At 68.7% G+C, this 20127-nt stretch carries 17 protein-coding genes and 2 tRNA genes; 9 read left to right on the forward strand and 10 right to left on the reverse strand.

The annotated features are described in order from the left end of the window. Positions 1-14 precede the first annotated feature (14 nt). The 6 genes from I7X39_RS00770 to I7X39_RS00795 all read left to right on the forward strand — a co-directional run bounded on the left by I7X39_RS00770 (position 15) and on the right by I7X39_RS00795 (position 3878). Complete coding sequence (locus I7X39_RS00770) at positions 15-989, forward strand: tetratricopeptide repeat protein (RefSeq protein ID WP_198109046.1); 975 nt, start codon at positions 15-17, stop codon at positions 987-989. Between the two features lie 51 nt (positions 990-1040). Next, positions 1041-1841: a prolipoprotein diacylglyceryl transferase gene (gene lgt / locus I7X39_RS00775; RefSeq protein ID WP_198109047.1), complete on the forward strand. Its 801-nt coding sequence runs from the start codon at positions 1041-1043 to the stop codon at positions 1839-1841. Then, positions 1838-2566: a DNA polymerase III subunit epsilon gene (gene dnaQ / locus I7X39_RS00780; RefSeq protein WP_198109048.1), complete on the forward strand. Its 729-nt coding sequence runs from the start codon at positions 1838-1840 to the stop codon at positions 2564-2566. Before lgt ends, dnaQ begins: the two co-directional genes overlap by 4 nt. Positions 2567-2608: 42 nt before the next feature. After that, positions 2609-2683 (forward strand) — tRNA-Val (locus I7X39_RS00785). A gap of 23 nt (positions 2684-2706) precedes the next feature. Next, positions 2707-2781, forward strand: a tRNA-Val gene (locus I7X39_RS00790). Between the two features lie 149 nt (positions 2782-2930). Then, on the forward strand, positions 2931-3878 hold the full coding sequence (locus I7X39_RS00795) for a CysB family HTH-type transcriptional regulator (protein ID WP_198109049.1): 948 nt from the start codon (positions 2931-2933) through the stop codon (positions 3876-3878). 3 nt (positions 3879-3881) lie between these two features. Here I7X39_RS00795 and I7X39_RS00800 read toward each other — a convergent pair whose 3' ends face one another. From I7X39_RS00800 to aat, 7 genes are all read right to left on the reverse strand, one after another. Then, positions 3882-5003: a hypothetical protein gene (locus I7X39_RS00800; protein WP_198109050.1), complete on the reverse strand. Its 1122-nt coding sequence runs from the start codon at positions 5001-5003 to the stop codon at positions 3882-3884. Between the two features lie 73 nt (positions 5004-5076). After that, positions 5077-6108, reverse strand: a complete 1032-nt coding sequence (locus I7X39_RS00805) for a sulfate/molybdate ABC transporter ATP-binding protein (protein WP_198109051.1) — start codon at positions 6106-6108, stop codon at positions 5077-5079. After that, a complete protein-coding gene (gene cysW / locus I7X39_RS00810; protein ID WP_198109052.1) occupies positions 6098-6997 on the reverse strand; it encodes a sulfate ABC transporter permease subunit CysW in 900 nt (299 codons plus the stop codon). The genes I7X39_RS00805 and cysW overlap by 11 nt, the downstream gene beginning before the upstream one ends. Further along, positions 6994-7833 carry a sulfate ABC transporter permease subunit CysT gene (gene cysT, locus I7X39_RS00815; RefSeq protein WP_198109053.1) on the reverse strand — a complete coding sequence of 280 codons (840 nt, stop codon included), beginning with the start codon at positions 7831-7833 and terminating at the stop codon, positions 6994-6996. Before cysT ends, cysW begins: the two co-directional genes overlap by 4 nt. A 6-nt stretch (positions 7834-7839) precedes the next feature. Further along, positions 7840-8850 carry a sulfate ABC transporter substrate-binding protein gene (locus tag I7X39_RS00820; RefSeq protein WP_198109054.1) on the reverse strand — a complete coding sequence of 337 codons (1011 nt, stop codon included), beginning with the start codon at positions 8848-8850 and terminating at the stop codon, positions 7840-7842. A 117-nt stretch (positions 8851-8967) separates the two neighbouring features. Next, complete coding sequence (locus I7X39_RS00825; RefSeq protein ID WP_198109055.1) at positions 8968-9684, reverse strand: arginyltransferase; 717 nt, start codon at positions 9682-9684, stop codon at positions 8968-8970. Beyond that, the gene (aat, locus tag I7X39_RS00830) at positions 9681-10421 is read right to left on the reverse strand and encodes a leucyl/phenylalanyl-tRNA--protein transferase (RefSeq protein ID WP_198109056.1); all 741 of its coding nucleotides are present in this window, start codon (positions 10419-10421) and stop codon (positions 9681-9683) included. The genes I7X39_RS00825 and aat overlap by 4 nt, the downstream gene beginning before the upstream one ends. Before the next feature lie 23 nt (positions 10422-10444). Here aat and I7X39_RS00835 point away from each other — a divergent pair, with 23 nt between their 5' ends. The 3 genes from I7X39_RS00835 to I7X39_RS00845 are packed head-to-tail and all read left to right on the forward strand — an operon-like array spanning position 10445 to position 12428. Further along, positions 10445-10801, forward strand: a complete 357-nt coding sequence (locus I7X39_RS00835) for an arsenate reductase (protein ID WP_198109057.1) — start codon at positions 10445-10447, stop codon at positions 10799-10801. Next, entirely contained in the window at positions 10801-11499 is a 699-nt protein-coding gene (locus tag I7X39_RS00840) for a riboflavin synthase subunit alpha (RefSeq protein WP_198109058.1), read from the forward strand. Before I7X39_RS00835 ends, I7X39_RS00840 begins: the two co-directional genes overlap by 1 nt. Beyond that, positions 11496-12428, forward strand: coding sequence for a hypothetical protein (locus tag I7X39_RS00845; protein WP_198109059.1), 933 nt, complete (start codon positions 11496-11498; stop codon positions 12426-12428). Before I7X39_RS00840 ends, I7X39_RS00845 begins: the two co-directional genes overlap by 4 nt. Here I7X39_RS00845 and I7X39_RS00850 read toward each other — a convergent pair. The 3 genes from I7X39_RS00850 to acnA form a co-directional block, all read right to left on the reverse strand. Beyond that, positions 12406-15381 carry a bifunctional diguanylate cyclase/phosphodiesterase gene (locus I7X39_RS00850; RefSeq protein ID WP_198109060.1) on the reverse strand — a complete coding sequence of 992 codons (2976 nt, stop codon included), beginning with the start codon at positions 15379-15381 and terminating at the stop codon, positions 12406-12408. The two genes, I7X39_RS00845 and I7X39_RS00850, sit on opposite strands and share 23 nt — an antisense overlap. Positions 15382-15471: 90 nt before the next feature. Then, positions 15472-17169 carry a sensor histidine kinase gene (locus I7X39_RS00855; RefSeq protein ID WP_198109061.1) on the reverse strand — a complete coding sequence of 566 codons (1698 nt, stop codon included), beginning with the start codon at positions 17167-17169 and terminating at the stop codon, positions 15472-15474. Positions 17170-17389: 220 nt separating this feature from the next. Then, positions 17390-20110: an aconitate hydratase AcnA gene (gene acnA, locus I7X39_RS00860; protein ID WP_198109062.1), complete on the reverse strand. Its 2721-nt coding sequence runs from the start codon at positions 20108-20110 to the stop codon at positions 17390-17392. Positions 20111-20127 lie beyond the last annotated feature (17 nt).

Raw genomic sequence — 20127 nt, forward strand, 5'->3', positions numbered from 1 at the left:
TCACTCCTCGCGCCATGCGGACCCTGCTCCTCACCCTTGTGCTGACCTGCTCCAGCCTGCCCGCTGCCGCGGCCCTGTTCCAGGATGCGGCGCTGCAGCGCCTGTTCGACCAGGGCAAGGATGACGAGCTGCTGCGCGAATCGCGCAGCCGCAGCGGCCCCGACGGCTGGGTCGGGCAGGCCTTGGCCCAGGCCTTGCCCAACGACGCCGCGGCGTTGGCCCGGGCCGGTCAGGCCGCCGAGCAATGCGTGCAGCTGCACCCGCAGTCCGCCCCTTGCCAGGTGGCCCAGGGGGTGGTGCTGGGCGTGGAGGCCTTGCGCGGCGGTTGGCTGCGGGGCCTGGGGCTGCTGGGGCGCATCCGCGGTGCGTTTGAGAAGGCGGTGGCACTGGACCCCGCGCTCTTCGAGGCACGCAGCCATCTGCAGCAGCTCTACCTGTTGGTGCCCGGCCTGGTGGGCGGCGGGCGCGATCGGGCCGAGGCCCTGGAGCGTGAGATCCGGGAGCGCCACCCCGAGCAGGCGCGCCTGCTGCGCGCCCGTTTGGCCTCGCGTGACAAGCGCTGGGAAGAAGCCGAGCGCGAGCTGGCGGCCATCCAGATGGGCGATTCGCTGAGCTTCCAGAACGATGTGCTGCAGGCCTGGACCACGCTCTCGCGCCAATGGATGAAGGCCAACGACCACGCCCGTGCCCGCGCCCGCTTCGAAGCCCTGGCCAGCCAGCTGCCCGGGCTGGCCCAGCCGGTCTACCTGCTGGGCCGTGTGGCGGCCGATGCCGGCGAGCACGAAGAGGCCATCAAGCACTACATCCGCGCGCGCACCTTGCTGGGCGCGGAGGCCTTGCCGCTGGACCATCGCATCGGGCTTGCGCTGGAGGAACTGGGCCGCAAGGAGGCCGCGCGCGAGCATCTGCGTCGCTTCCTGAACGACCGCCACGCCGCGCCCAACGCGCTGGAAGACGCCCGCAAGCACCTGCGTGCGCTGGAGAACTGAAAGGGCCGGCTGACTACACTGCCGGCCCTCTTTCCTCTCTCCCTGCCGCCCATGTGGGTCCATCCGCAGTTTGATCCCGTGGCCCTGCGCCTGGGGCCCCTGGCCATCCACTGGTATGGCCTGAGCTACCTGCTCGCCTTTGCGCTGTTCTTCTACCTGGTGCGCCGCCGCATGGCCGCCGCGCCGCAGGCGGGCTGGCAGGCGCGCGATGTCGACGACCTGCTGTTCTTCGGCGTGCTGGGCGTCGTGCTGGGCGGGCGCCTGGGCTATGTGCTGTTCTACAAGCCGGCCTACTACCTTGCGCACCCGCTCGAGGCGCTGATGGTCTGGCAGGGCGGCATGTCCTTCCACGGCGGGCTGCTCGGGGTCATCGTGGCGCTGGCCCTGTATGCGCGCTCGCGTCAGCGGCCCTTTCTGCAGGTGACCGACCTGGTGGCGCCCTGCGTGCCCACCGGCATTGCCGCAGTGCGCCTGCTGGGCAACTTTGTCAACGGCGAGCTGTGGGGCCGGGTGGCTGCGGCAGACGTGCCCTGGGCGATGGTCTTTCCGCAGGCCCCCGACCGCCTGCCCCGCCACCCCTCGCAGATCTACCAGGCGCTCGGCGAGGGCCTGCTGCTTTTCGTCATCCTGTGGTTCTATGCGCGCAAGCCGCGGCCCCTGGGGGCGCTGAGCGGCCTCTTCCTGGTCGGCTACGGCTGCCTGCGCTTCGTGGCCGAGTACTTCCGCGAGCCCGATGACTTTCTGGGCCTGCGCTGGCTGCAGCTCAGCCAGGGCCAGTGGTTGTGTGTGCCCATGGTGCTGGGGGGCGTGGCCTTGATGCTGTGGAGCGCACGCAAGGGGAACAAGGCATGAGACAGATCTTCTTCGACACCGAAACCACCGGCCTGGAAGCCGAGGGCGGCGACCGCGTCGTCGAGATCGGCTGCGTGGAGATGGTCAACCGCCAGCTCACCGGCCGGCATCTGCATGTCTACCTGAACCCGCAGCGCGACATGCCCGAGGAGGCCTTCAAGGTTCACGGCCTGTCGGCCGCCTTTCTGGCCGACAAGCCCCTGTTCGCCGACAAGGCCGACGAGGTGATGGACTTCCTGGCCGGCGCCCAGCTGGTGATCCACAACGCCGCGTTCGACATCGGCTTCATGAATGCCGAGCTGCGCCGCTGTGGCCGCCCGCCCGTGATGGAGCGAGTGGCCAGCGTGCTGGACACCTGGCAGCTGGCCAAGGAGCTCTTTCCCGGCAAGGCCAATTCGCTCGATGCCCTGTGCCGCCGCCTCGAAGTGGACAACAGCGGCCGCACCTACCACGGCGCCTTGCTGGATGCCGAACTGCTGGCCGAGGTGTACGTGCGCCTCACGCGCGGCCAGCACAGCCTGCTGGGCGACGAGCAGCAGTCCAACAGCCAGGGCGAGGACGAGCAGCTGGAAGCGTTTGACTTCGCCAGCCTGAATCTGCCGGTGCTGAGCGCCACGGAAGCCGAGCGCCAGGCGCATGACAAGTTGCTGGTCGGCCTGGACAAGGAAAGCGGTGGCAAGACGATTTGGCGGAGCTTGCAGGAAGCCGCAAAAGCCGTGGCATAATGGCGAGCTTTCCCGGGCACAGCGATTCAGCCGCTGAAAACCGGGCGGTTAGCTCAGCGGTAGAGCACTGCCTTCACACGGCAGGGGTCGCAGGTTCGAACCCTGCACCGCCCACCAAAATCAGGCTGAATCCCGCAACCGGGCGGTTAGCTCAGCGGTAGAGCACTGCCTTCACACGGCAGGGGTCGCAGGTTCGAACCCTGCACCGCCCACCAAAACAAAACGCGACCCCTGGTCTTCCAGCGGTCGCGTTTTTGTTTGCTGCGCTTCATTCCTGTGCTGCATAAGCAATGCCGGGAAACTTCGTTGGCCTGCGCAAGCGGCTTGCGCACACTGCGCGGCTCAGCGCAACTCCGTGGCTCCCATGAACTTCCAGCAACTGCGCTCCGTCCGCGAGACGGTCCGCCAAGGCTTCAACCTGACCCAGGTGGCCGAGGCCTTGCACACCTCGCAGCCCGGCGTGAGCCGCCAGATCAAGGAACTGGAGGACGAGCTGGCCGCCGAGCTGTTCGTGCGCGCGGGCCGGCGTTTCCTGGGTCTGACCGCCACCGGAGAGCTGGCCCTGCCCATCATCGAGCGCCTGCTGCAGGAGGCCGAGAACCTGCGCCGCGTGGCGGCGGATTTCGTGCAGTCCGACAGCGGCATGCTGACGGTTGCGGCGACCCACACCCAGGCCCGCTATGTGCTGCCCGGCGCGGTGCGCGACTTCCGCGCCAGCCACCCGCGCGTCTCGCTGCATCTGCAGCAGGGCTCGCCGCGGCAAATTGCCGAGCTCGTAGCCAGCGGCGCGGCCGACCTCGGCATCGCCACCGAGGCGCTGGCGGACTACCCCGATCTGGTGACCCTGCCCTGCTACCGCTGGAGCCACGTCGTCGTCGTGCCGCGCGGCCACGAACTGGCCCACTTGCAGCAACCGCTGACGCTGGAGCAGCTGGCGCAGTTCCCGCTGGTCACCTACGAGCCTGGCTACACCGGTCGCCGCCACATCGACGAGGCCTTCGAGCGCGCCGGGCTGGACATCGACGTGGTGCTCTCCGCCATGGATGCCGACGTCATCAAGACCTATGTGGACCTGGGCATTGGGGTGGGCATCGTGGCCTCGGTCGCCTTTGATGAGGCGCGCGACGACCATCTGGTGGCCTTGGACGCGCGCCATCTGTTCGCCCTCAACACCACGCGCGTCGCGATCAAGCGCGGTGCGGTGCTACGCAGCTTCGTGCTGGAGTTCATCCAGACCTTTGCCCCTACGCTGACGCGCGAGGTGGTGGCCAGCGCCCTGGCGGCCAAGCCGGCTGAAGACCCCGAGGGCTGAGCCTCAGCCCCAGACCAGGAAGCCGGCGAAGCGCTCGGCGGCCAGCGAGGCCGCGAAGAGCGTGATGCCCATGATGAAGCTGCCGCGCAGGAAGCCGCTGCGCCAGCACAGATGACCCAGCCACTCCAGCGCCAGCAGCACGCCGAAGACCGAGAGGATGCTGCCGATGACCTTGAAGTCGGCCAGGTGGTAGGCCGCCAGCGCGGCCCCCAGCACCAGCAGGAACAGCGCCAGGTAGCTGAGCCGGCGCGGCATGAAGCGGAAGGGCGAGGCGCCGATCAGGAAGCCCGTGCCCATGGCGATGGTGCAGTAGTACTGCAGGCCGGTGTCGAACACCCGGGCCACCGGGGGCCAGTGGCCGCTGAGACGGGCGGCGCTGTAGGCCAGCAGCACCAGCAGGTGGCCGAGCACCACCGCCGCCAGCGCCTTGTCGCGCACGTGCAGGGTCAGCAGGCCGGGGCTGTAGCTCATGCCAAAGCACAGCATCGAGGAGAGGCTGACCGCGGCGAAGAAGCCGAACACCTGTGATTCGTAGGCCAGCGCCAGCGCGCCGAAGTACAGCAGGGCCAGCGTGGACGACAGCGCGGTGGCCAGCAGGCCGGTGCCGAACCAGCGCTGCAGCGCCTCGCGCAGGGCGGCGTGGCTCTCGATGATCCAGCCGAGCACCATCAGGTTGCCGAAGGCGCCGAACAGGGCCAGGTAGAAAGCCTGGCTGGGCCAGATCGAGTCCGGCCGGATCGTCAACACCAGGCCCAGCAGCAGGAAACTGGCCTGGTAGACCTCCTTGGGCAGCAGGGCCACCACGTACCAGAGCCCGGCCGCAAAGCGCCTGAGCATGCCGCGCGCCCAGATCAGCAGCAGGATGACGGCGAGCAGCTTGAAGAAATTCGCCAGGGTGACGAAGCGCTGCACGAGGCCGGGTTCGTTGCTGCTGCGGGCCTGGCTGGCCTGCGGCCCCAGGTACTTCTGCCGCACTTCCTGGGCCTGGGTGGGGCTCAGATAGCCGTCGCGCTCCAGCTGGTCGATCAGCTCCTGCCGCGCCTGCTCGGGCGCCGCCTCGGTGGCGTGGGCGGCAGCGCCGATCAGCAGCAGGCACAGGGCCAGGACGCGCAGCAGAATATTCATGGGCCTCCGAGGCAGGCAGTGCCCCGAAGGGCGGCCGGCGATTGTTGCGGCCGCTGTGCCAACCGCTCACCCGTCAGGCGGCGTGCCCCTCAAACCGGGTGATGCGCCGCGCCCGCAGCCAGACCTTGCTGCCCCGCGTCAGCGTCAGCCGCTCGCGCAGGGCGCTGAACTCGGCGCGCGGCAGTTCCACGTCCAGGTAGCCGCCTTCGCTCATGCCGTCACTTTCGCGCTGGAACTCGATGCGCGTCTGCGCCCCTACGGTGAGCGTCTGGGAGAGCGTGGCCGGCCAGGCCCCCTCAGCCGGCTCGGCCAGGATCTCCAGCTCGTGCGGGCGCACGTACACCACCTCGCCCGACGCATGCACGCTGCGGCCGTGGAACAGGTTCACATCACCCAGAAACTGCAGCACGAAGGGCGAGGCCGGGTGGTCGTAGACCTCGTCCGGCGTGCCCACCTGCTCGATGCGGCCCTCGTTCATCACGACGATGCGGTCGGCCACTTCCATCGCCTCTTCCTGATCGTGGGTGACGAACACCGAGGTCACATGCACTTCATCGTGCAGGCGGCGCAGCCAGCGGCGCAGCTCCTTGCGCACCTTGGCGTCCAGCGCGCCGAAGGGTTCGTCAAGCAGCAGCACCTTGGGCTCCACCGCCAGCGCGCGGGCCAGGGCGATGCGCTGGCGCTGCCCGCCGCTGAGCTGGTGCGGGTAGCGCTCGGCCAGCCAGTCCAGCTGCACCAGCTTCAGGAGCTGCATGACCTTGGATTTGATCTCGGCTTCCTTGGGGCGCTGGTCCTTGGGCTTGACGCGCAGACCGAAGGCGACGTTCTCGAAGATCGTCATGTGGTTGAACAGCGCGTAGTGCTGGAATACGAAGCCCACATGGCGCTCGCGCACGTCCGTGCCCGTGGTGTCTTCACCGTTGAAGTGCACCGAGCCGGCGTCCGGCATCTCAAGCCCGGCCAGGATGCGCAGCAGCGTCGTCTTGCCCGAACCCGAGGGCCCCAGCAGGGCCACCAGCTCGCCCGAGGGAATGTCCAGGTTGAGGTGGTCGCAGACGACGGTGAGGCCAAAGGCCTTCTGCAGATTGCGGACTTCAATGCTCATGGACGGACCTCAATTCCTTCTTCACGCGTTGCTCCACCAGGTACTTCAGCACCAGGGTCACCAAGGCCAGCGCGGCCAGCAGCGAGGCCACGGCAAAGGCGGCGGCGAACTGGTACTCGTTGTAAACAATCTCGATGTGCAGAGGCATCGTGTTGGTCTGGCCGCGGATATGGCCGCTGACCACCGACACCGCGCCGAACTCGCCCATCGCGCGGGCGTTGCACAAGATGACGCCGTACAACAGCGCCCACTTCACGTTCGGCAGGGTGACGCGGCGGAAGATCTGCCAGCCACTGGCCCCCAGCACGCGCGCGGCTTCCTCCTGCTCGATCCCCTGCGCCTGCATCAGCGGAATCAGCTCCCGCGCTACGAAGGGGAAGGTCACGAAGACGGTCGCCAGCACGATGCCGGGCAGCGCAAAGATGACCTTCAGGTTGTGGTCGCGCAGCCACTCGCCAAACCAGCCCTGCAGGCCGAACACCAGCACATAGATCAGGCCGGCGATCACCGGGCTGACCGAGAAGGGCAGGTCGATGAGCGTGAGCAGGATGTTCTTGCCGCGGAACTCGAACTTGGCGATCGACCAGGCCGCCGCGATGCCGAACACCAGGTTCAGCGGCACGCTGATGGCGGCGGCCAGCAGGGTGAGCTGGATGGCCGAGAGCGCGTCCGGGTCCACCAGGGCCGCCACATAGACATCCCAGCCCTTCTTGAAGGCCTCGAAGAACACCGTGCCCAGGGGCACGAAGAGGAATAGGGTCATGAAGGCCAGCGCCAGGCTGATCAGCGTGCGGCGCACCCAGGGGGCTTCGGTGGTGGCTTCGCGCAGCCGCCGCGGGTTTGCGGCGGCAGATGTCTGGCTCGGTGCAGGCAGGGCGACGGTGTTCATGCAATGCCTCCTTGGCGGCGGCGCGCCCAGGCCTGCAGCAGGTTGATGGTGAGCAGCATCGCGAAGCTCGCCACCAGCATCACCACGGCGATGGCGGTGGCGCCGGCGTAGTCGTACTGCTCCAGCTTGGTGATGATGAGCAGGGGCGTGATCTCGCTGACCAGGGGCATGTTGCCGGCGATGAAGATGACGGAGCCGTACTCGCCCAGCGCGCGGGCGAAAGCCAGCGCAAAGCCGGTCAGCAGGGCCGGCATCAGGATGGGCAGCACCACCAAGCGCACTGTCTGCCAGCGGCTGGCCCCGAGGGTGGCGGCAGCTTCTTCCAGTTCGCGGCTCAGGTCTTCCAGCACCGGTTGCACCGTGCGCACCACAAAGGGCAGGCCGATGAAGACCAGCGCCACCCACACCCCCAGCGGCGTGTAGCTGACCTTGAAGGGCAGGTATTGCCCCAGGCTGCCGTTCTGGGCCCAGATGGCGGTGAGCGCAATGCCGGCCACCGCGGTGGGCAGGGCGAAGGGCAGATCCACCAGCGCGTCCACCAGGCGCTGGCCCGGAAAACGGTAGCGCACCAGCACCCAGGCCACGATCATCCCGAACACCACGTTCAGCAGCGCGGCCATGAAGGAGGCCCCGAAGGTCAGCCGGTAGGAGGCGAGCACGCGCGGCGTGCTGACGGCCTCGACGAACTGCGGCCAGGTGAGCGTGAAGGTTTTGAGGAAGGCCGCCGAGAGCGGCACCAGCACGATCAGGCTGAGGTAGAGGATGCTCAGGCCCAGCGCCAGGTCAAAGCCCGGCAGCACGGTGTGGCGCTTGAGCAGAGTGCGCGTGAACAGCATCGCCGCTCAGCGCCGGGTGTAGATCTGGTCAAACACCCCGCCGTCATTGAAGTGCTCCTTCTGGGCTTTCGTCCAGCCGCCGAACACCTCATCGATGGTGAAGAGGTTGATCTTCGGGAAGTGCTTGGCGTAGGCCGCCGCCACCTTGGGGTCGATCGGGCGATAAAAGTGCTTGGCCACGATCTCCTGGCCCTCCGGCGAGTACAAGTGCTCCAGGTAGGCCTGGGCGGCGGCGCGGGTGCCCTTCTTGTCGACGTTCTTGTCCACCACGGCCACGGGCGGCTCGGCCAGGATGCTGATGGGCGGGTAGACGATGTCGAACTTGTCGGTGCCGAATTCCTTCAAGGCCAGATGGGCCTCGTTCTCCCAGGCCAGCAGCACGTCGCCGATGCCGCGCTCTGCAAACGTCACCGTGGAGCCGCGTGCGCCGCTGTCCAGCACCGGCACGTTCTGGAACAGCTTGGTCACGAAGTCCTTGGCCCTGGCTTCGTTACCGCCGGGTTGCTTCAAGGCAAAGCCATAGGCGGCCAAGTAGCCCCAGCGCGCGCCGCCCGAGGTCTTGGGGTTGGCAGTGATGACCGAGACGCCGGGCTTGACCAGGTCGTCCCAGTTCTTGATCCCTTTGGGGTTGCCCTTGCGCACCAGGAAGAGGTAGGTGCTGGTGTAGGGGGAGCTGTTGTGTTTCAGGCGCTTCTGCCAGTCGGCCGGGATCAGCTTGGCCTTGGCGGCCAGTTCGTCCACGTCATAGGCCAGGGCGAGCGTCACGACATCGGCGTCCAGACCGTCGATGACGGAGCGGGCCTGCTTGCCCGAGCCGCCGTGGCTCTGTTTGACGGTGACGACATCGCCCGTCTTGGCCTTGTAGTGGACGGCGAAGGCCTTGTTGAACTCGACGTACAGCTCACGGGTCGGGTCGTAGCTGACGTTGAGCAGGGTGATGTCCTTGGCCCAGGCGGCGGAGGTCAGCAGGGTGGCGGCGGCCAGGGTGAGCAGGCGGCGGGGCAGGGAGGCGGGCATGGTGTGGTGGGCAGTGATGAACTGACCGCCACTGTGAAAGCGAAGGCGCTTGCGGGGAACGAAGGAATTCGCAGCAGCTGATGCGCCGGCCGCACGGGCCCGCAGGCGGGCGTGGCCTTAGCCGCGCTGCCAGCTGCCGTTGCGCAGCACCTCGTGGGGCTGGAAGCGCGACTTGTAGGCCATCTTGGGGCTGGCCTCGATCCAGTAGCCCAGGTAGAGGTTGGGCAGCTTGAGCTGCCGCGCCTGCTCGATCTGCCAGAGCACGTTGTAGGTGCCGTAGCTGGTATCCGGCTCGGGCTCGTAGAAGGTGTACACGGCCGAAAGGCCGTCGGTCAGCATGTCCAGGATGGACACCATCTTCAACGCGCCCTGTTCGCGGAACTCGATCAGGCGGGAGTTCACCCGGCTTTGCAGCAGGAACTGCGAGTACTGGTCGACGCTGTCGTGGTCCATGCCGCCGCCGCTGTGGCGCGCGGCCTGGTAGCGCAGGTAGAGCTCGTAATGCTCGCCGCTATAGCCCAGGCGCATCACGCGCGCCTGCAGATTGCGGTGCTGCTTCCAGGCGCGGCGCTGGCTGCGGCTGGGCTGGAAGCTGGCCACCGGAATGCGCAGCGGCACGCAGGCCTGGCATTGCTCGCACTGCGGGCGGTAGGTGAACAGGCCGGAGCGCCGGAAGCCCTGGGTGACGAGCTGGGAGTAGGCGTCGGCGTGGATCAGATGACTGGGCGTGGCCACCTGCGAGCGCGCCATCTTGTTTTCAAGATAGCTGCAGGCATAGGGTGCAGTGGCATAGAACTGCACTTGGGTGAAGGGCAAGTCCTTGAGTTGCGTCACGGCCGCTCAAACAGGTGGGTCCAGGCCTCGGAATCATAGGTCCAGGGTGGCAGCGCCGGCTGGTCCACGGTCGCGCTCAGGTGCGCCAGAAAGCCGTTCAGCGGAACCTCGGCTGCGCCCAGGCTGGCCAGGTGGCGGGTGTTCTGCTGGCAGTCGATCCAGCTGATGCCATCGCGCCGGCACAGGGCCACCAGCTGGCACAGGGCCAGCTTGGAGGCATCCGGCCGGTGGGCGAACATCGATTCGCCGAAGAACATGCGCCCCAGGCGCAGGCCGTACAGCCCACCCACCAGCTGCCCGTCGACCCAGGTCTCGACCGACTGCACGATGCCCCGCCGGGCCAGTTCGGCATAGGCCTGCTGCATCTCGGGCACGATCCAGGTGCCGCTCTGGCCCTCGCGCGGCGTGCTGGCGCAGGCGTGGATCACGGCCTCGGGGGCGTGGTTGACGCGGACTTCGCAGCCCGGCGTGCGCAGGAAGCGCCTCAGGGTCTTGCGCAGCGAGGGGTGGAGCTTGAAGTCGGCCGTCTTGAGCACCATGCGCGGCGACAGGCACCACCACAGGATGGGCTGGCCCGGCCCGAACCAGGGAAAGATGCCGTGGCGATAGGCCTCGACCAGGCGCTCCGGGCGCAAATCGCCCCCCACGGCCAGCAGGCCGGGCGCGTCGCTGTCGGGCCCAAGGGCCTGGTGCGGGTCAGGGAACTGCAGGGAATGGGGGTGCAGACGGAGAATCACCGCCTCATTCTCTCGGCTCCCCCATGCAGCTCTACGGCATTCCCAATTGCGACACGGTCAAGAAGGCCCGCGCCTGGCTGGACCAGGCCGGTCGCCCGCACGAATTCGTCGACTTCAAGAAGACCCCGCCCACCGTGCCTCAGCTCAAGGCCTGGGCGGCCCAGCTGGGCTGGGAGAAGCTGCTGAACCGCGCCGGCACCACCTGGCGCAAGCTCGATGAAGCCACTCAGGCCCTGGCGGTGGACGAGGCTGGCGCCCTGGCTCTGATGGCCACCCAGCCCAGCCTGATCAAGCGCCCGGTGGTGGACTGGGGCGATGGCCGCCTGAGCGTCGGCTTCAAGCCCGAGCAGTTCGAGGCTCTGGCAGGCGGGGGGCGCTGATGTTCACCGGCATCGTCCAAGGCGTGGCCACGGTGCTCGCCATCGAAGTCAAGCCCGGCCTGCACACGCTCACCCTGCAGCTGCCGTCCGGCTTCGATGCCGAACTGGCGATCGGCGCCTCGGTGGCCTGCGACGGCGTATGCCTGAGCGTGACCGAACGCCCGGCACCTGATCAGGCCTGCTTCGATGTCATGGCCCAAACCCTGAGCCTGACGACGCTGGGCAACTTGGGAGTCGGTTCGCAGCTGAATGTGGAGCGCGCCGCCAAGGAAGGCGCCGAAGTGGGCGGCCATCCGCTCTCCGGCCATGTGGACATCAGCGGTCACATCACCGAGCTGCGCCGGCCCGAGAACAACCATGTGCTGCGCGTGACCCTGCCGGCGCCCTGGATGCGCTACGTGTTCGCCAAGGGCTATGTCGGCGTCAACGGCTGCAGCCTCACCGTGGCCGAATGCCACCGCGCGGCCGATGGCTCGGGCTGGTTCGAGGTCTGGCTGATCCCCGAAACCCTGCGCATGACCACCTTCGGCGCCAAGCAGGTGGGCGATGCGCTGCACATCGAGATCGACCGCAGCACCCAGGTGGTGGTGGACACGGTGCGCGAGGCGGTGGCCGAGAAGCTCGGGCCCCTGCTGCCACTGCTGGAAGAGCTGGCGCGCGAGCGCGGCATCGCCTGGGAGGCCGGGCTGCTGAAATGAACGAGCTCCGTGTCCTCCCCGGCGTGGCCACGGTGATCCGTGACCCGCTGCGCTTCAAGGCCCGGCTGGCCATCGGCGAAGACGCCTATGCCGAGCTGCGCACCACCAGGTCCTTGCGCCAGTGGTGGGACGTCCTGGGTGCGGCCGGCACCGGTGCGGCGCTCACCAAGGGCGCGCTGGCAGCCGCCGTGGGTGCCAGCCCGATCGGCTGGGTGATGCTGGGCGCGCTGGCCAGCGGCGGCGCCTGGTACGGGCTGCACCGCCACCTGGCCGGTCAGCAGGCCGAGCGCGTGACGGTGATCCCCAACTGCATCCAGACTCCGCTGGACCTGCTGGGCCTGATGCTGTTCGACCTGGTGGCCCCGCTGAGCCTGAAGCTGGCCGCGCTGGACCGCCAGCTGGATACCGACACGCGCCAGCGCCTGAGCGACTGGCTGGTGGAGGGCTGGGGCTACGAGCCCGCCTTCGTGGCGCAGGGCCTGGCCCTGCTGGAGCCGCAACTGCAGCAGGTGCAGATCCGCGACCTGGCGCAGGCCTTGGCGCAGCTGCTGCACGGCAACCCCGACTGCCAACCCGAGGCCATGGCCAAGGAGCTGCTGCGCTTCCAGCGCGAACTGCTGGGCCCCACGCCCACGGAGATGCAGGAGCTGGCGCTGGCCCATGTCGAACAGGTGCTGCGGGCGCCGCCGGCGGGCAGCCTGGGTGCGGCGCTCAGCCAGGCCGGGCAGGGCCTGGGGCAGGCGGCGCGCATCGGCGCCCAGGAGGTGAGCGAGCTGGCCCGCCAAGGCCTGCAGGCCGTGCGCGAGCGCGCGCCCGGCAAGGAGGAGCTGCGCGAGCTGGCGCAGCGCGGCCTGCAGCAGGCCCAGCGCCTGGGGGACCGGCTCGGCACTCAGGCGCGGCAGCGCCTCAAGCGCCTGCGCGATCGCTGAGCAGGCGGGGCGTGAGCTCGGCGGCCGGCAGCGGCCGGCCCACCAGATAGCCCTGCACCTCGTCCACGCCCATGGCGCGCAGCTGGGCCAGCTGGTCCTCGCTCTCCACGCCTTCGGCGTTGACGCGCAGGCCCAGGCTGTGGCCCATCTGGATGACGGCGGCGGCGATGGCGCGGTCGTCGGGGTCGCTGATGAGGTCGCGCACAAAGCTCTGGTCGATCTTGAGCTTGCCGATCGGGAAGCGCTTCAGGTAGGCGAGGCTGGAGTAGCCGGTGCCGAAGTCGTCCACCGCCAGGCGCACACCCAGCGCGTGGATGGCGGACAGGCTGGCATTGACCTGCTCGACGTTCTCGGCCAGCAGGCTCTCGGTCAGTTCCAGCTCCAGCAGGCTCGGGTCCAGGCCGGTCTGGGCCAGCAGCTCGCGCACGCGCTCGTGCAAGGCCTGCTTCATCAGTTGCCGGGCCGAGACGTTCACGGCCACGCGCAGGCCTTCGATGCCCTGGTCCGCCCAGGCCTTGGCCTGGCGCATGGCCTGCTCCAAGCCCCAATCGCCCAGCGCGGCAATGAAGCCGGTCTGCTCGGCCACCGGAATGAACTTGGCGGGCGAGACGTTGCCCAGATGCGGGTGGCGCCAGCGCATCAGCGCCTCCACGCCGCGAATCTGGCCGTCGGGCATGCGCATCAGCGGCTGGTAGTGCAGCTCGAACTGGCCGGCCGGCAGCCCCAGGCGCATCTCGTGGTCCAGCAGCGCGCGCTCCTGCACGGCCTGGTCCATCTCGGGCGTGAAGAAGCTCAGCTGGTTGCGTCCGCCTTCCTTGCTGCGGTAGAGCGCGGTGTCGGCCGCCTTCAGCAGCTCGGGGTAGCTGCTGCCATCGCTGGGGAAGAGGGCGATGCCGATGCTGGCCGTGAGCGTGAACTGGGCGTTGTCCACCTGCAGGCGTTCGGCCAGCGCGGTCTGCACGCGCTGCACCAGGGCGGCCAGGGCGCCGGCTTCATTGGTGCGCAGCAGCACCAGGAACTCGTCGCCGCCCAGGCGGCCCACCAATTCGTCGGCCCGCACCAGCGCACGCAGGCGCTGGGCCACGCCCTGCAGCACGCGGTCGCCCATGGCGTGGCCGAGCGAGTCGTTGATGTGCTTGAAGTGGTCCAGGTCCAGGAACATCAGGCCAAACTGGCCCTGGCCGCGGCGCGCCTCGGCCAGCAGGGCTTCGGCGCGTTCCTGCAGCTGGGTGCGGTTGGGCAGCTCGGTCAGCGGGTCGAAGTAGGCCAGGCGGCGGATCTGCGCGGCGGCCTGCTGCTCCAGCGTGATGTCCTCCAGCAGGGCCACCAGGTTCAGCACCTGCTCGGCCGCGCCGCGCACGGCCAGCAGGGTCATGCGGGCGGGGTAGGGCGCCTCGCCCTGGCGCCGCACCCAGACTTCGCCCTTCCAATAGCCCTGGCGCTGCACTGCCTCCCAGCGGCCGGACCAATCGACGCGCGTGCCCGCCGGTGCGGCCTCCAGGCCTTCCAGTGCCTGGCCCAGCAGCTCGGCCTCGCGCAGGCCGGTGCTGTGCTCGAAGGCGGGGTTGACGCGCAGGATGCCGCCCTCGGGCGCGGCGATGACGATGGCCTCGTGGCTGACTTCGAACACCGAGGCGGCCAGGCGCTGCTCGGCCTCGCCCTGCTTGAGCGGGCCGATGTCGGTCAGCGTGCCCAGCAGGCGCAGGGGCCGGCCGTCGGCGTCGCGCTCGACCAGCCGGCCTTGGGCCAGGGTCCAGGTCCAGCCGCCTTCGGGCTTGCCGAGGCGGAACTCGGCACGGAAGCCCTCGGCCTCGCCCCGCAGATGGGCCTTGAGCGCGGCCCAGGTGGGCTCGCGGTCGTCGGGGTGGATCTGCTCCAGCCAGCGCTGGCGCAGGCCCGCGCCGCTCCAGTGCGGGCGAAGGCCGTCGCTGAGCCATTGCGCGTCCAGGCGCGGTTGGCCGTTCACCCATTCCAGCCCCCAGGTGCCGGTCTGGCTGCCCTCGATGGCCAGGCGCCAGCGCAGATCCTGGCGGCGCATCTCGGCCGTGCGCACGCTCACGAACCAGCTGGTGATGTAGAGCCCGATGATGAACAGGCAGGTCTGCAGCGTCGTGGCCGGGTTGTCCAGCCCTACCAGCATGGGGCTGCCCTGGGCGGCTGCCAGCACGGCCAGCCAGGCGGTGACGAACAGGCTCAGCGAAAGCAGGCGCTGGCTGGCGCGCAGGGCCAGCCAGACATGCAGCAGCAGGGGCGCAAACAGCAGGGTGTGCGGCCAGCCGCGCGTCAGCGGGGAGAGCAGCAGGAAGGCGCTGCCACCCACGCACAGCAGCGCCAGCGGCAGGCTGCGCAGCGTGGAGACGGGCTGCGCGCCGCGCGCGCTGGCGGGCTTGGCAAAGGCCAAGAGCACGGGCGCCACCACCATCACGCCCAGCGCATCGCCCAGCCACCACACCAGGCCGGCGCCCAGGGCGCTGTGGCCGTCCAGCTGGTGGTGCAGCATCAGCTGGGTCGCGCCATTCACCGCGCTGATGAGCGAGCCGCCCAGGCAGCCCACCAGCAGGAACAGCAGCAGGTCGCGCGCCGAGGCCAGGGGTTCGTGGATACCCAGGCGCTGCAGGCTGCGCGCCGCCATCCAGGGCCCGAGGGTATTGCCCAGCGCAATGCCCAGCACCAGCTCGGGTTGCGGGTTCACGGTGCTGTTTACCGCCGCCGAGGCGGCAAAGATCGCCACCGCCTGCAGCGGGCCCCAGCGCAACAGGGCCGCCAGGGCGATGCCGGTGGGCGGCCAGATCAGCGCGACATGCTGGCCCAGGTAAGGATTGCCCAGCGCCAGATAGCCCGCGCCGAAGTAGGCCAGGCCCACCAGCAGCCAGCGCAGCAGCAGGCGCAACGGGTCGCTCGCTGCCTGGCCCAGGGGGCGGCGCAGCAGGTCGGGCAGATCGAGGGCGGGCATGCCTTCAGAAGCTCCTGACGCGCAAGGGCGCGAAGGGCGACATTCTGGTGGCGCCCGGGCCCGTGGTCCGGGGGCGCGGCGCGAACAATGTCACTCGTTGGCGGGGCTTGCGCCCTCACCCTGCAGCGGCGCCACGCGCGGCAGGCGCAGCTCGAAGCGTGCGCCCTGGCCGGGCTGGCTGTGCGCCGTGATCTGCCCGCCCAGCACCGTGGTGGCCAGGGTGTGCGAGATGTGCAGGCCCAGGCCGGTGCCGCCCTGGCCCAGCTTGGTGGTGAAGAAGGGCTCGAAGATGCGCCGTACCGCCTCGGGCGAGAGGCCCACGCCGTCGTCCTGGTAGCTCAGGCCGACCTCCTCGCGCTCGCCGTGCGCTTCGATGCGGATGCAGCCCTGGGCGCGGCCCTCGAAGCCGTGCACCAGGCTGTTGCTGATCAGGTTGGTGAGGATCTGCTCCAGCGCACCGGGGTGGCTGTTGAGCGTGATGCCCTGCGGGATGGCGATCTCGAAGCGGTGCTGACCGCGCCGCAGCGTATGGGCCATGGTGGCGCAGACCTTGCGCACGGTTTCATCGAGCAGGAACTCGCGCCGGCGCATCGAGGTCTGGTCCACCGCCACCTGCTTGAAGGCGTCGATCAGTTCGGCCGCGCGGGCCAGGTTGTCCTGCACCAGGCGCGCGGCCTCGCGCGAGAAGTTCAGGAACTCGTCCAGCACCGAGCGGCGCAGGCCGCTGCGCGCCTCGGCCTCGAACTGGGCCACGCGGTCCAGGAAGGTGGAGGCCGCCATCACGCTGTTGCCGATCGGGGTGTTGAGCTCGTGCGCCACGCCAGCCACCAGCTGGCCCAGCGCCGCCAGCTTTTCCGACTGCGCCAGCTGGTCGATCGCCTGCGAGAGGTGGGACTGTGCGGTGTCCAGCGCCGCGCTGCGTTCGGCCATGCCGGCGGCCAGCTGGTCGTTGGCGCGGCGCAGTGCCTGCTCGGTGGTCTTCTGTGTCGTGATGTCGGTGTAGGTGGTGACGAAGCCGGCCAGGCGGCCATCGAGCTGGATCGGCCGGCCCTCCACCAGATGCGTGCGGCCATTGGGGCGTGTGCGCTCGAAGCGGTGCGCCTGGAACTGGCGCGCCAGCGCCAGGCGTTGCGCCACCTGCTCGGTCGGGTCGCCGGGGCCGTAGTCGCCGCGCCGGGCCATCAGGCCCAGCAGGTCTTCGAAGCGCGCGCCGCGGAAGACGGCCTCGGGCGGGAACTCCAGCACCTCGATGAAGGCCTGGTTCCACAGCTGCAGCACCAGCTGCTCGTCGAACAGGCTGATGCCCTGCGGCAGGTGGTTGACGATCTGCGTGACCAGGGCGTCGTGGCGGTGCAGCTCGGTTTCCAGCCGGTGGTGCTCGGTCACGTCCACCCAGGTGGTCACAAAACCGCCCTCGGCGATGGGTTCGCCGCGGATCTCGATCACCCGGCCGTTCGGCCGCACGCGGGTGAAGGCGTGCGGTTCGAAGCGCAGCGCGCGCTCGACGAAGCCGGCCACCAGCGCGTCCGGGTCCTGCACCGGGCCGAACTCGCCGCGCGCGATGTTGAAGTGCCAGAGCTGCGGCAGGCTGATGGACTGCGCGAACAGCTCGGGCGGCAGCTCCATCATTTCCAGGAAGCGGCGGTTCCACAGGCGCAGGCGCAGCTCGTGATCCATCACCGTCACGCCACCGGGGAAGTGGTCGCACAGGGTCTGCAGCATGCGCGCCTGCTCCTGGGGGCCGGAGTCCGGGCAGGCGGGGGGTGGCAGGGTTTCGGGGGCTGACATGGGCCGGCCGAGTGTGACCCTGCCCCTGGGGCCTCACAAGCCAGCGAAACCCCAGTGCGGGCCGGGTGGGCGGTCAGATGCCACGCCGGAACAAGAAAAAAGGCGCCCGAAGGCGCCTTTTGGATGCTTGCGAGACCGATCAGGCGGCCAGCAGCAGACGGAAAACCCCGCCGCGCGGTCAGCGCGGCGGTCCTGTTCCGGCAGGCCCTGCCTGCAGTGCTCAGGCAGCGAGGAGCTGACGGAGCACGAAAGGCAGGATGCCGCCGTGGAAGTAGTAATCCACCTCGATGGCGGTGTCGATGCGCAGCTTCAGGCTGACTTCCTTCTTGCTGCCGTCGGCGCGGGTGATCACCATCTTGGCGTCGCCCTGGGGCTTGATCTCCTTGGCCAGCTCGATGTCGATGGTCTCGTCACCCTTCAGGCCCAGGCTCTCCCAGCTGTCGCTGCCCTTGAACTGCAGGGGCAGCACGCCCATGCCGATCAGGTTGGAGCGGTGGATGCGCTCGAAGCTCTTGGCCACCACGGCCTTGATGCCCAGCAGCTGGGTGCCCTTGGCGGCCCAGTCGCGGCTCGAACCCGTGCCGTACTCCTCGCCGGCGAAGATCACGGTGGGCGTGCCTTCGGCGATGTACTCCATGGCGGCGTCGTAGATGGCCTTCTTCTCGCCGTTCTTCAGCGTGTAGCCACCCTCTTCGCGGCTGCCATCGGCCTTGGCCGGCAGCATCAGGTTCTTGACGCGCACGTTGGCGAAGGTGCCGCGCATCATCACGTCGTGGTTGCCGCGGCGCGCGCCGTAGCTGTTGAAGTCGGCCTTCTGCACGCCGTTCTCGATCAGGAACTTGCCCGCGGGCGTGGTTTCCTTGAACGAGCCGGCCGGGCTGATGTGGTCGGTGGTGATGGAGTCACCGAACAGCGCCATCACCTTGGCGCCTTGCACGCCGGTCGTCACGGCCTTGGGCTCCATCTCGAAGTCGCCGAAGAAGGGCGGCTGGGCGATGTAGGTGCTCTTGGGCCAGTTGTAGACCTGGCCCTTGACGCCCTTGATGGCATCCCACAGCTTGCCGGGCTTGTTCTTGACCTTGTCGTAGTTCTCCTTGAACGCCTTGGCGTTCATGGCGTGCTTCATCAGCTTGTAGACCTCGTCGCTGGTCGGCCAGATGTCTCCCAGGAAGACGTCCTTGCCGCCCTTGCCCTTGCCCACGGGCTGGGTCATCAGGTCCTTGGTGACGTTGCCGGCAATGGCGTAGGCCACCACCAGCGGCGGGCTGGCCAGGAAGTTGGCCTTCAGGTTCGGGTGGATGCGGGCCTCGAAGTTGCGGTTGCCCGAGAGCACGGCCGCGCAGACCAGGTCGTTGTCCTGGATGACCTTGTTCAGCTCCGGCGTCAGGTCGCCGGCGTTGCCGATGCAGGTCGTGCAGCCGTAGGCGGCGACGTTGAAGCCGAGCTTTTCCAGGTAGGGCAACAGGCCGGCCTTTTCCAGGTACTCGGTGACGATGCGCGAGCCCGGGGCCAGCGAGGTCTTGATGTGCGGGGCCACCTTCAGGCCGGCTTCGACGGCCTTCTTGGCCAGCAGGCCGGCGGCCAGCAGCACGCCCGGATTGCTGGTGTTGGTGCAGCTGGTGATGGCGGCGATCAGCACGTCGCCGTTCTTCACGTCGATGCCGTTGTCGGCCTTGAAGGTCTGGGCCAGCTTCTCGGCCGGCTGGTTGAAGCCGTTCTCGGCGGTGGGCTTGCTGAACAGCTCGCCGAACTTCGAGCTCAGATGGGTGATCTCGATGCGGTCCTGCGGGCGCTTGGGGCCGGCCAGGCTCGGGGCCACGGTGCTCAGGTCCAGCTTGACGACGCTGGTGTAGTCGATCTCGCCGGCCTTGGGCACGCCGAACATCTTCTGCGCCTTCCAGTAGGCCTCGAAGGCTTCGATCTCGGCCTTGCTGCGGCCGGTGCCCTTGAAGTACTCGACGGTCTTCTCGTCGACCGGGAAGAAGCCCATGGTGGCGCCGTACTCGGGGGCCATATTGGCGATGGTGGCGCGGTCCGGCAGGGCCAGGGTGCGGGTGCCTTCGCCGAAGAACTCGACGAACTTGCCCACCACCTTGTGCTTGCGCAGGATCTCGGTGACGGTCAGCACCAGGTCGGTGGCGGTCACGCCTTCGCGAAGCTGCCCGGTCAGCTCGAAGCCCACGACGTCGGGGGTCAGGAAGTAGACCGGCTGGCCCAGCATGCCGGCCTCGGCCTCGATGCCGCCCACGCCCCAGCCGACCACGCCAATGCCGTTGATCATGGTGGTGTGGCTGTCGGTGCCGACCAGGCTATCCGGGTAGTACACGCCGGCCTTGGTCTTGTGCACGCCGCGCGCCAGGTACTCCAGGTTCACCTGGTGCACGATGCCGAAGCCCGGGGGCACGACGCCGAAGGTGTCGAAGGCCTGCATGCCCCACTTCATGAATTCGTAGCGCTCGCGGTTGCGCTCGAACTCCAGCTTCATGTTCAGGTCCAGCGCCTTCTTGTTGCCGAAGTGGTCGATCATGACGCTGTGGTCGACGACCAGGTCCACTGGCACCAGCGGCTCGATGGCCTTGGGGTTCTTGCCCATCTTGGCGGCGACGTTGCGCATCGCGGCCAGGTCGGCCAGCAGGGGCACGCCGGTGAAGTCCTGCAGCACCACGCGGGCGACGACGAAGGGGATCTCATCGCTGCGCTCGGCGGTCGGCTTCCAGTTGGCGAGCTGCTCGACGTGCTCCTTGGTCACCTTCTTGCCGTCGCAGTTGCGCAGCACCGACTCCAGCACGATGCGCATCGAAACGGGCATGCGGCTCACGTTCGGGAACTGCTTGGCCAGCTTGGGCAGGCTGAACAGCTGACCTTCCTTGCCGGAAGCGGTCTTGAAGCTGGCCTGGGTCTTGGCGAAGGGGTGCGAGGGCGCGCGGGTGGGCTTGGCCATGGGGTGTTGTCCTAGGG

This window comes from Inhella proteolytica (assembly GCF_016093275.1).
GTDB lineage: Bacteria > Pseudomonadota > Gammaproteobacteria > Burkholderiales > Burkholderiaceae_C > Inhella > Inhella proteolytica.

Excerpts from the sequence above, each read along its gene's own strand:
- I7X39_RS00795 (WP_198109049.1), top strand. The coding sequence starts at position 2,931 with ATGAACTTCCAGCAACTGCGCTCCGTCCGCGAGACGGTCCGCCAAGGC.
- I7X39_RS00845 (WP_198109059.1), top strand. The coding sequence starts at position 11,496 with ATGAACGAGCTCCGTGTCCTCCCCGGCGTGGCCACGGTGATCCGTGAC.
- acnA (WP_198109062.1), bottom strand. The coding sequence starts at position 20,110 with ATGGCCAAGCCCACCCGCGCGCCCTCGCACCCCTTCGCCAAGACCCAG.
- I7X39_RS00820 (WP_198109054.1), bottom strand. The coding sequence starts at position 8,850 with ATGCCCGCCTCCCTGCCCCGCCGCCTGCTCACCCTGGCCGCCGCCACC.
- I7X39_RS00770 (WP_198109046.1), top strand. The coding sequence starts at position 15 with ATGCGGACCCTGCTCCTCACCCTTGTGCTGACCTGCTCCAGCCTGCCC.
- I7X39_RS00840 (WP_198109058.1), top strand. The coding sequence starts at position 10,801 with ATGTTCACCGGCATCGTCCAAGGCGTGGCCACGGTGCTCGCCATCGAA.
- lgt (WP_198109047.1), top strand. The coding sequence starts at position 1,041 with ATGTGGGTCCATCCGCAGTTTGATCCCGTGGCCCTGCGCCTGGGGCCC.
- I7X39_RS00835 (WP_198109057.1), top strand. The coding sequence starts at position 10,445 with ATGCAGCTCTACGGCATTCCCAATTGCGACACGGTCAAGAAGGCCCGC.
- cysW (WP_198109052.1), bottom strand. The coding sequence starts at position 6,997 with ATGAACACCGTCGCCCTGCCTGCACCGAGCCAGACATCTGCCGCCGCA.
- I7X39_RS00855 (WP_198109061.1), bottom strand. The coding sequence starts at position 17,169 with ATGTCAGCCCCCGAAACCCTGCCACCCCCCGCCTGCCCGGACTCCGGC.
- I7X39_RS00805 (WP_198109051.1), bottom strand. The coding sequence starts at position 6,108 with ATGAGCATTGAAGTCCGCAATCTGCAGAAGGCCTTTGGCCTCACCGTC.
- cysT (WP_198109053.1), bottom strand. The coding sequence starts at position 7,833 with ATGCTGTTCACGCGCACTCTGCTCAAGCGCCACACCGTGCTGCCGGGC.
- I7X39_RS00850 (WP_198109060.1), bottom strand. The coding sequence starts at position 15,381 with ATGCCCGCCCTCGATCTGCCCGACCTGCTGCGCCGCCCCCTGGGCCAG.
- I7X39_RS00800 (WP_198109050.1), bottom strand. The coding sequence starts at position 5,003 with ATGAATATTCTGCTGCGCGTCCTGGCCCTGTGCCTGCTGCTGATCGGC.
- dnaQ (WP_198109048.1), top strand. The coding sequence starts at position 1,838 with ATGAGACAGATCTTCTTCGACACCGAAACCACCGGCCTGGAAGCCGAG.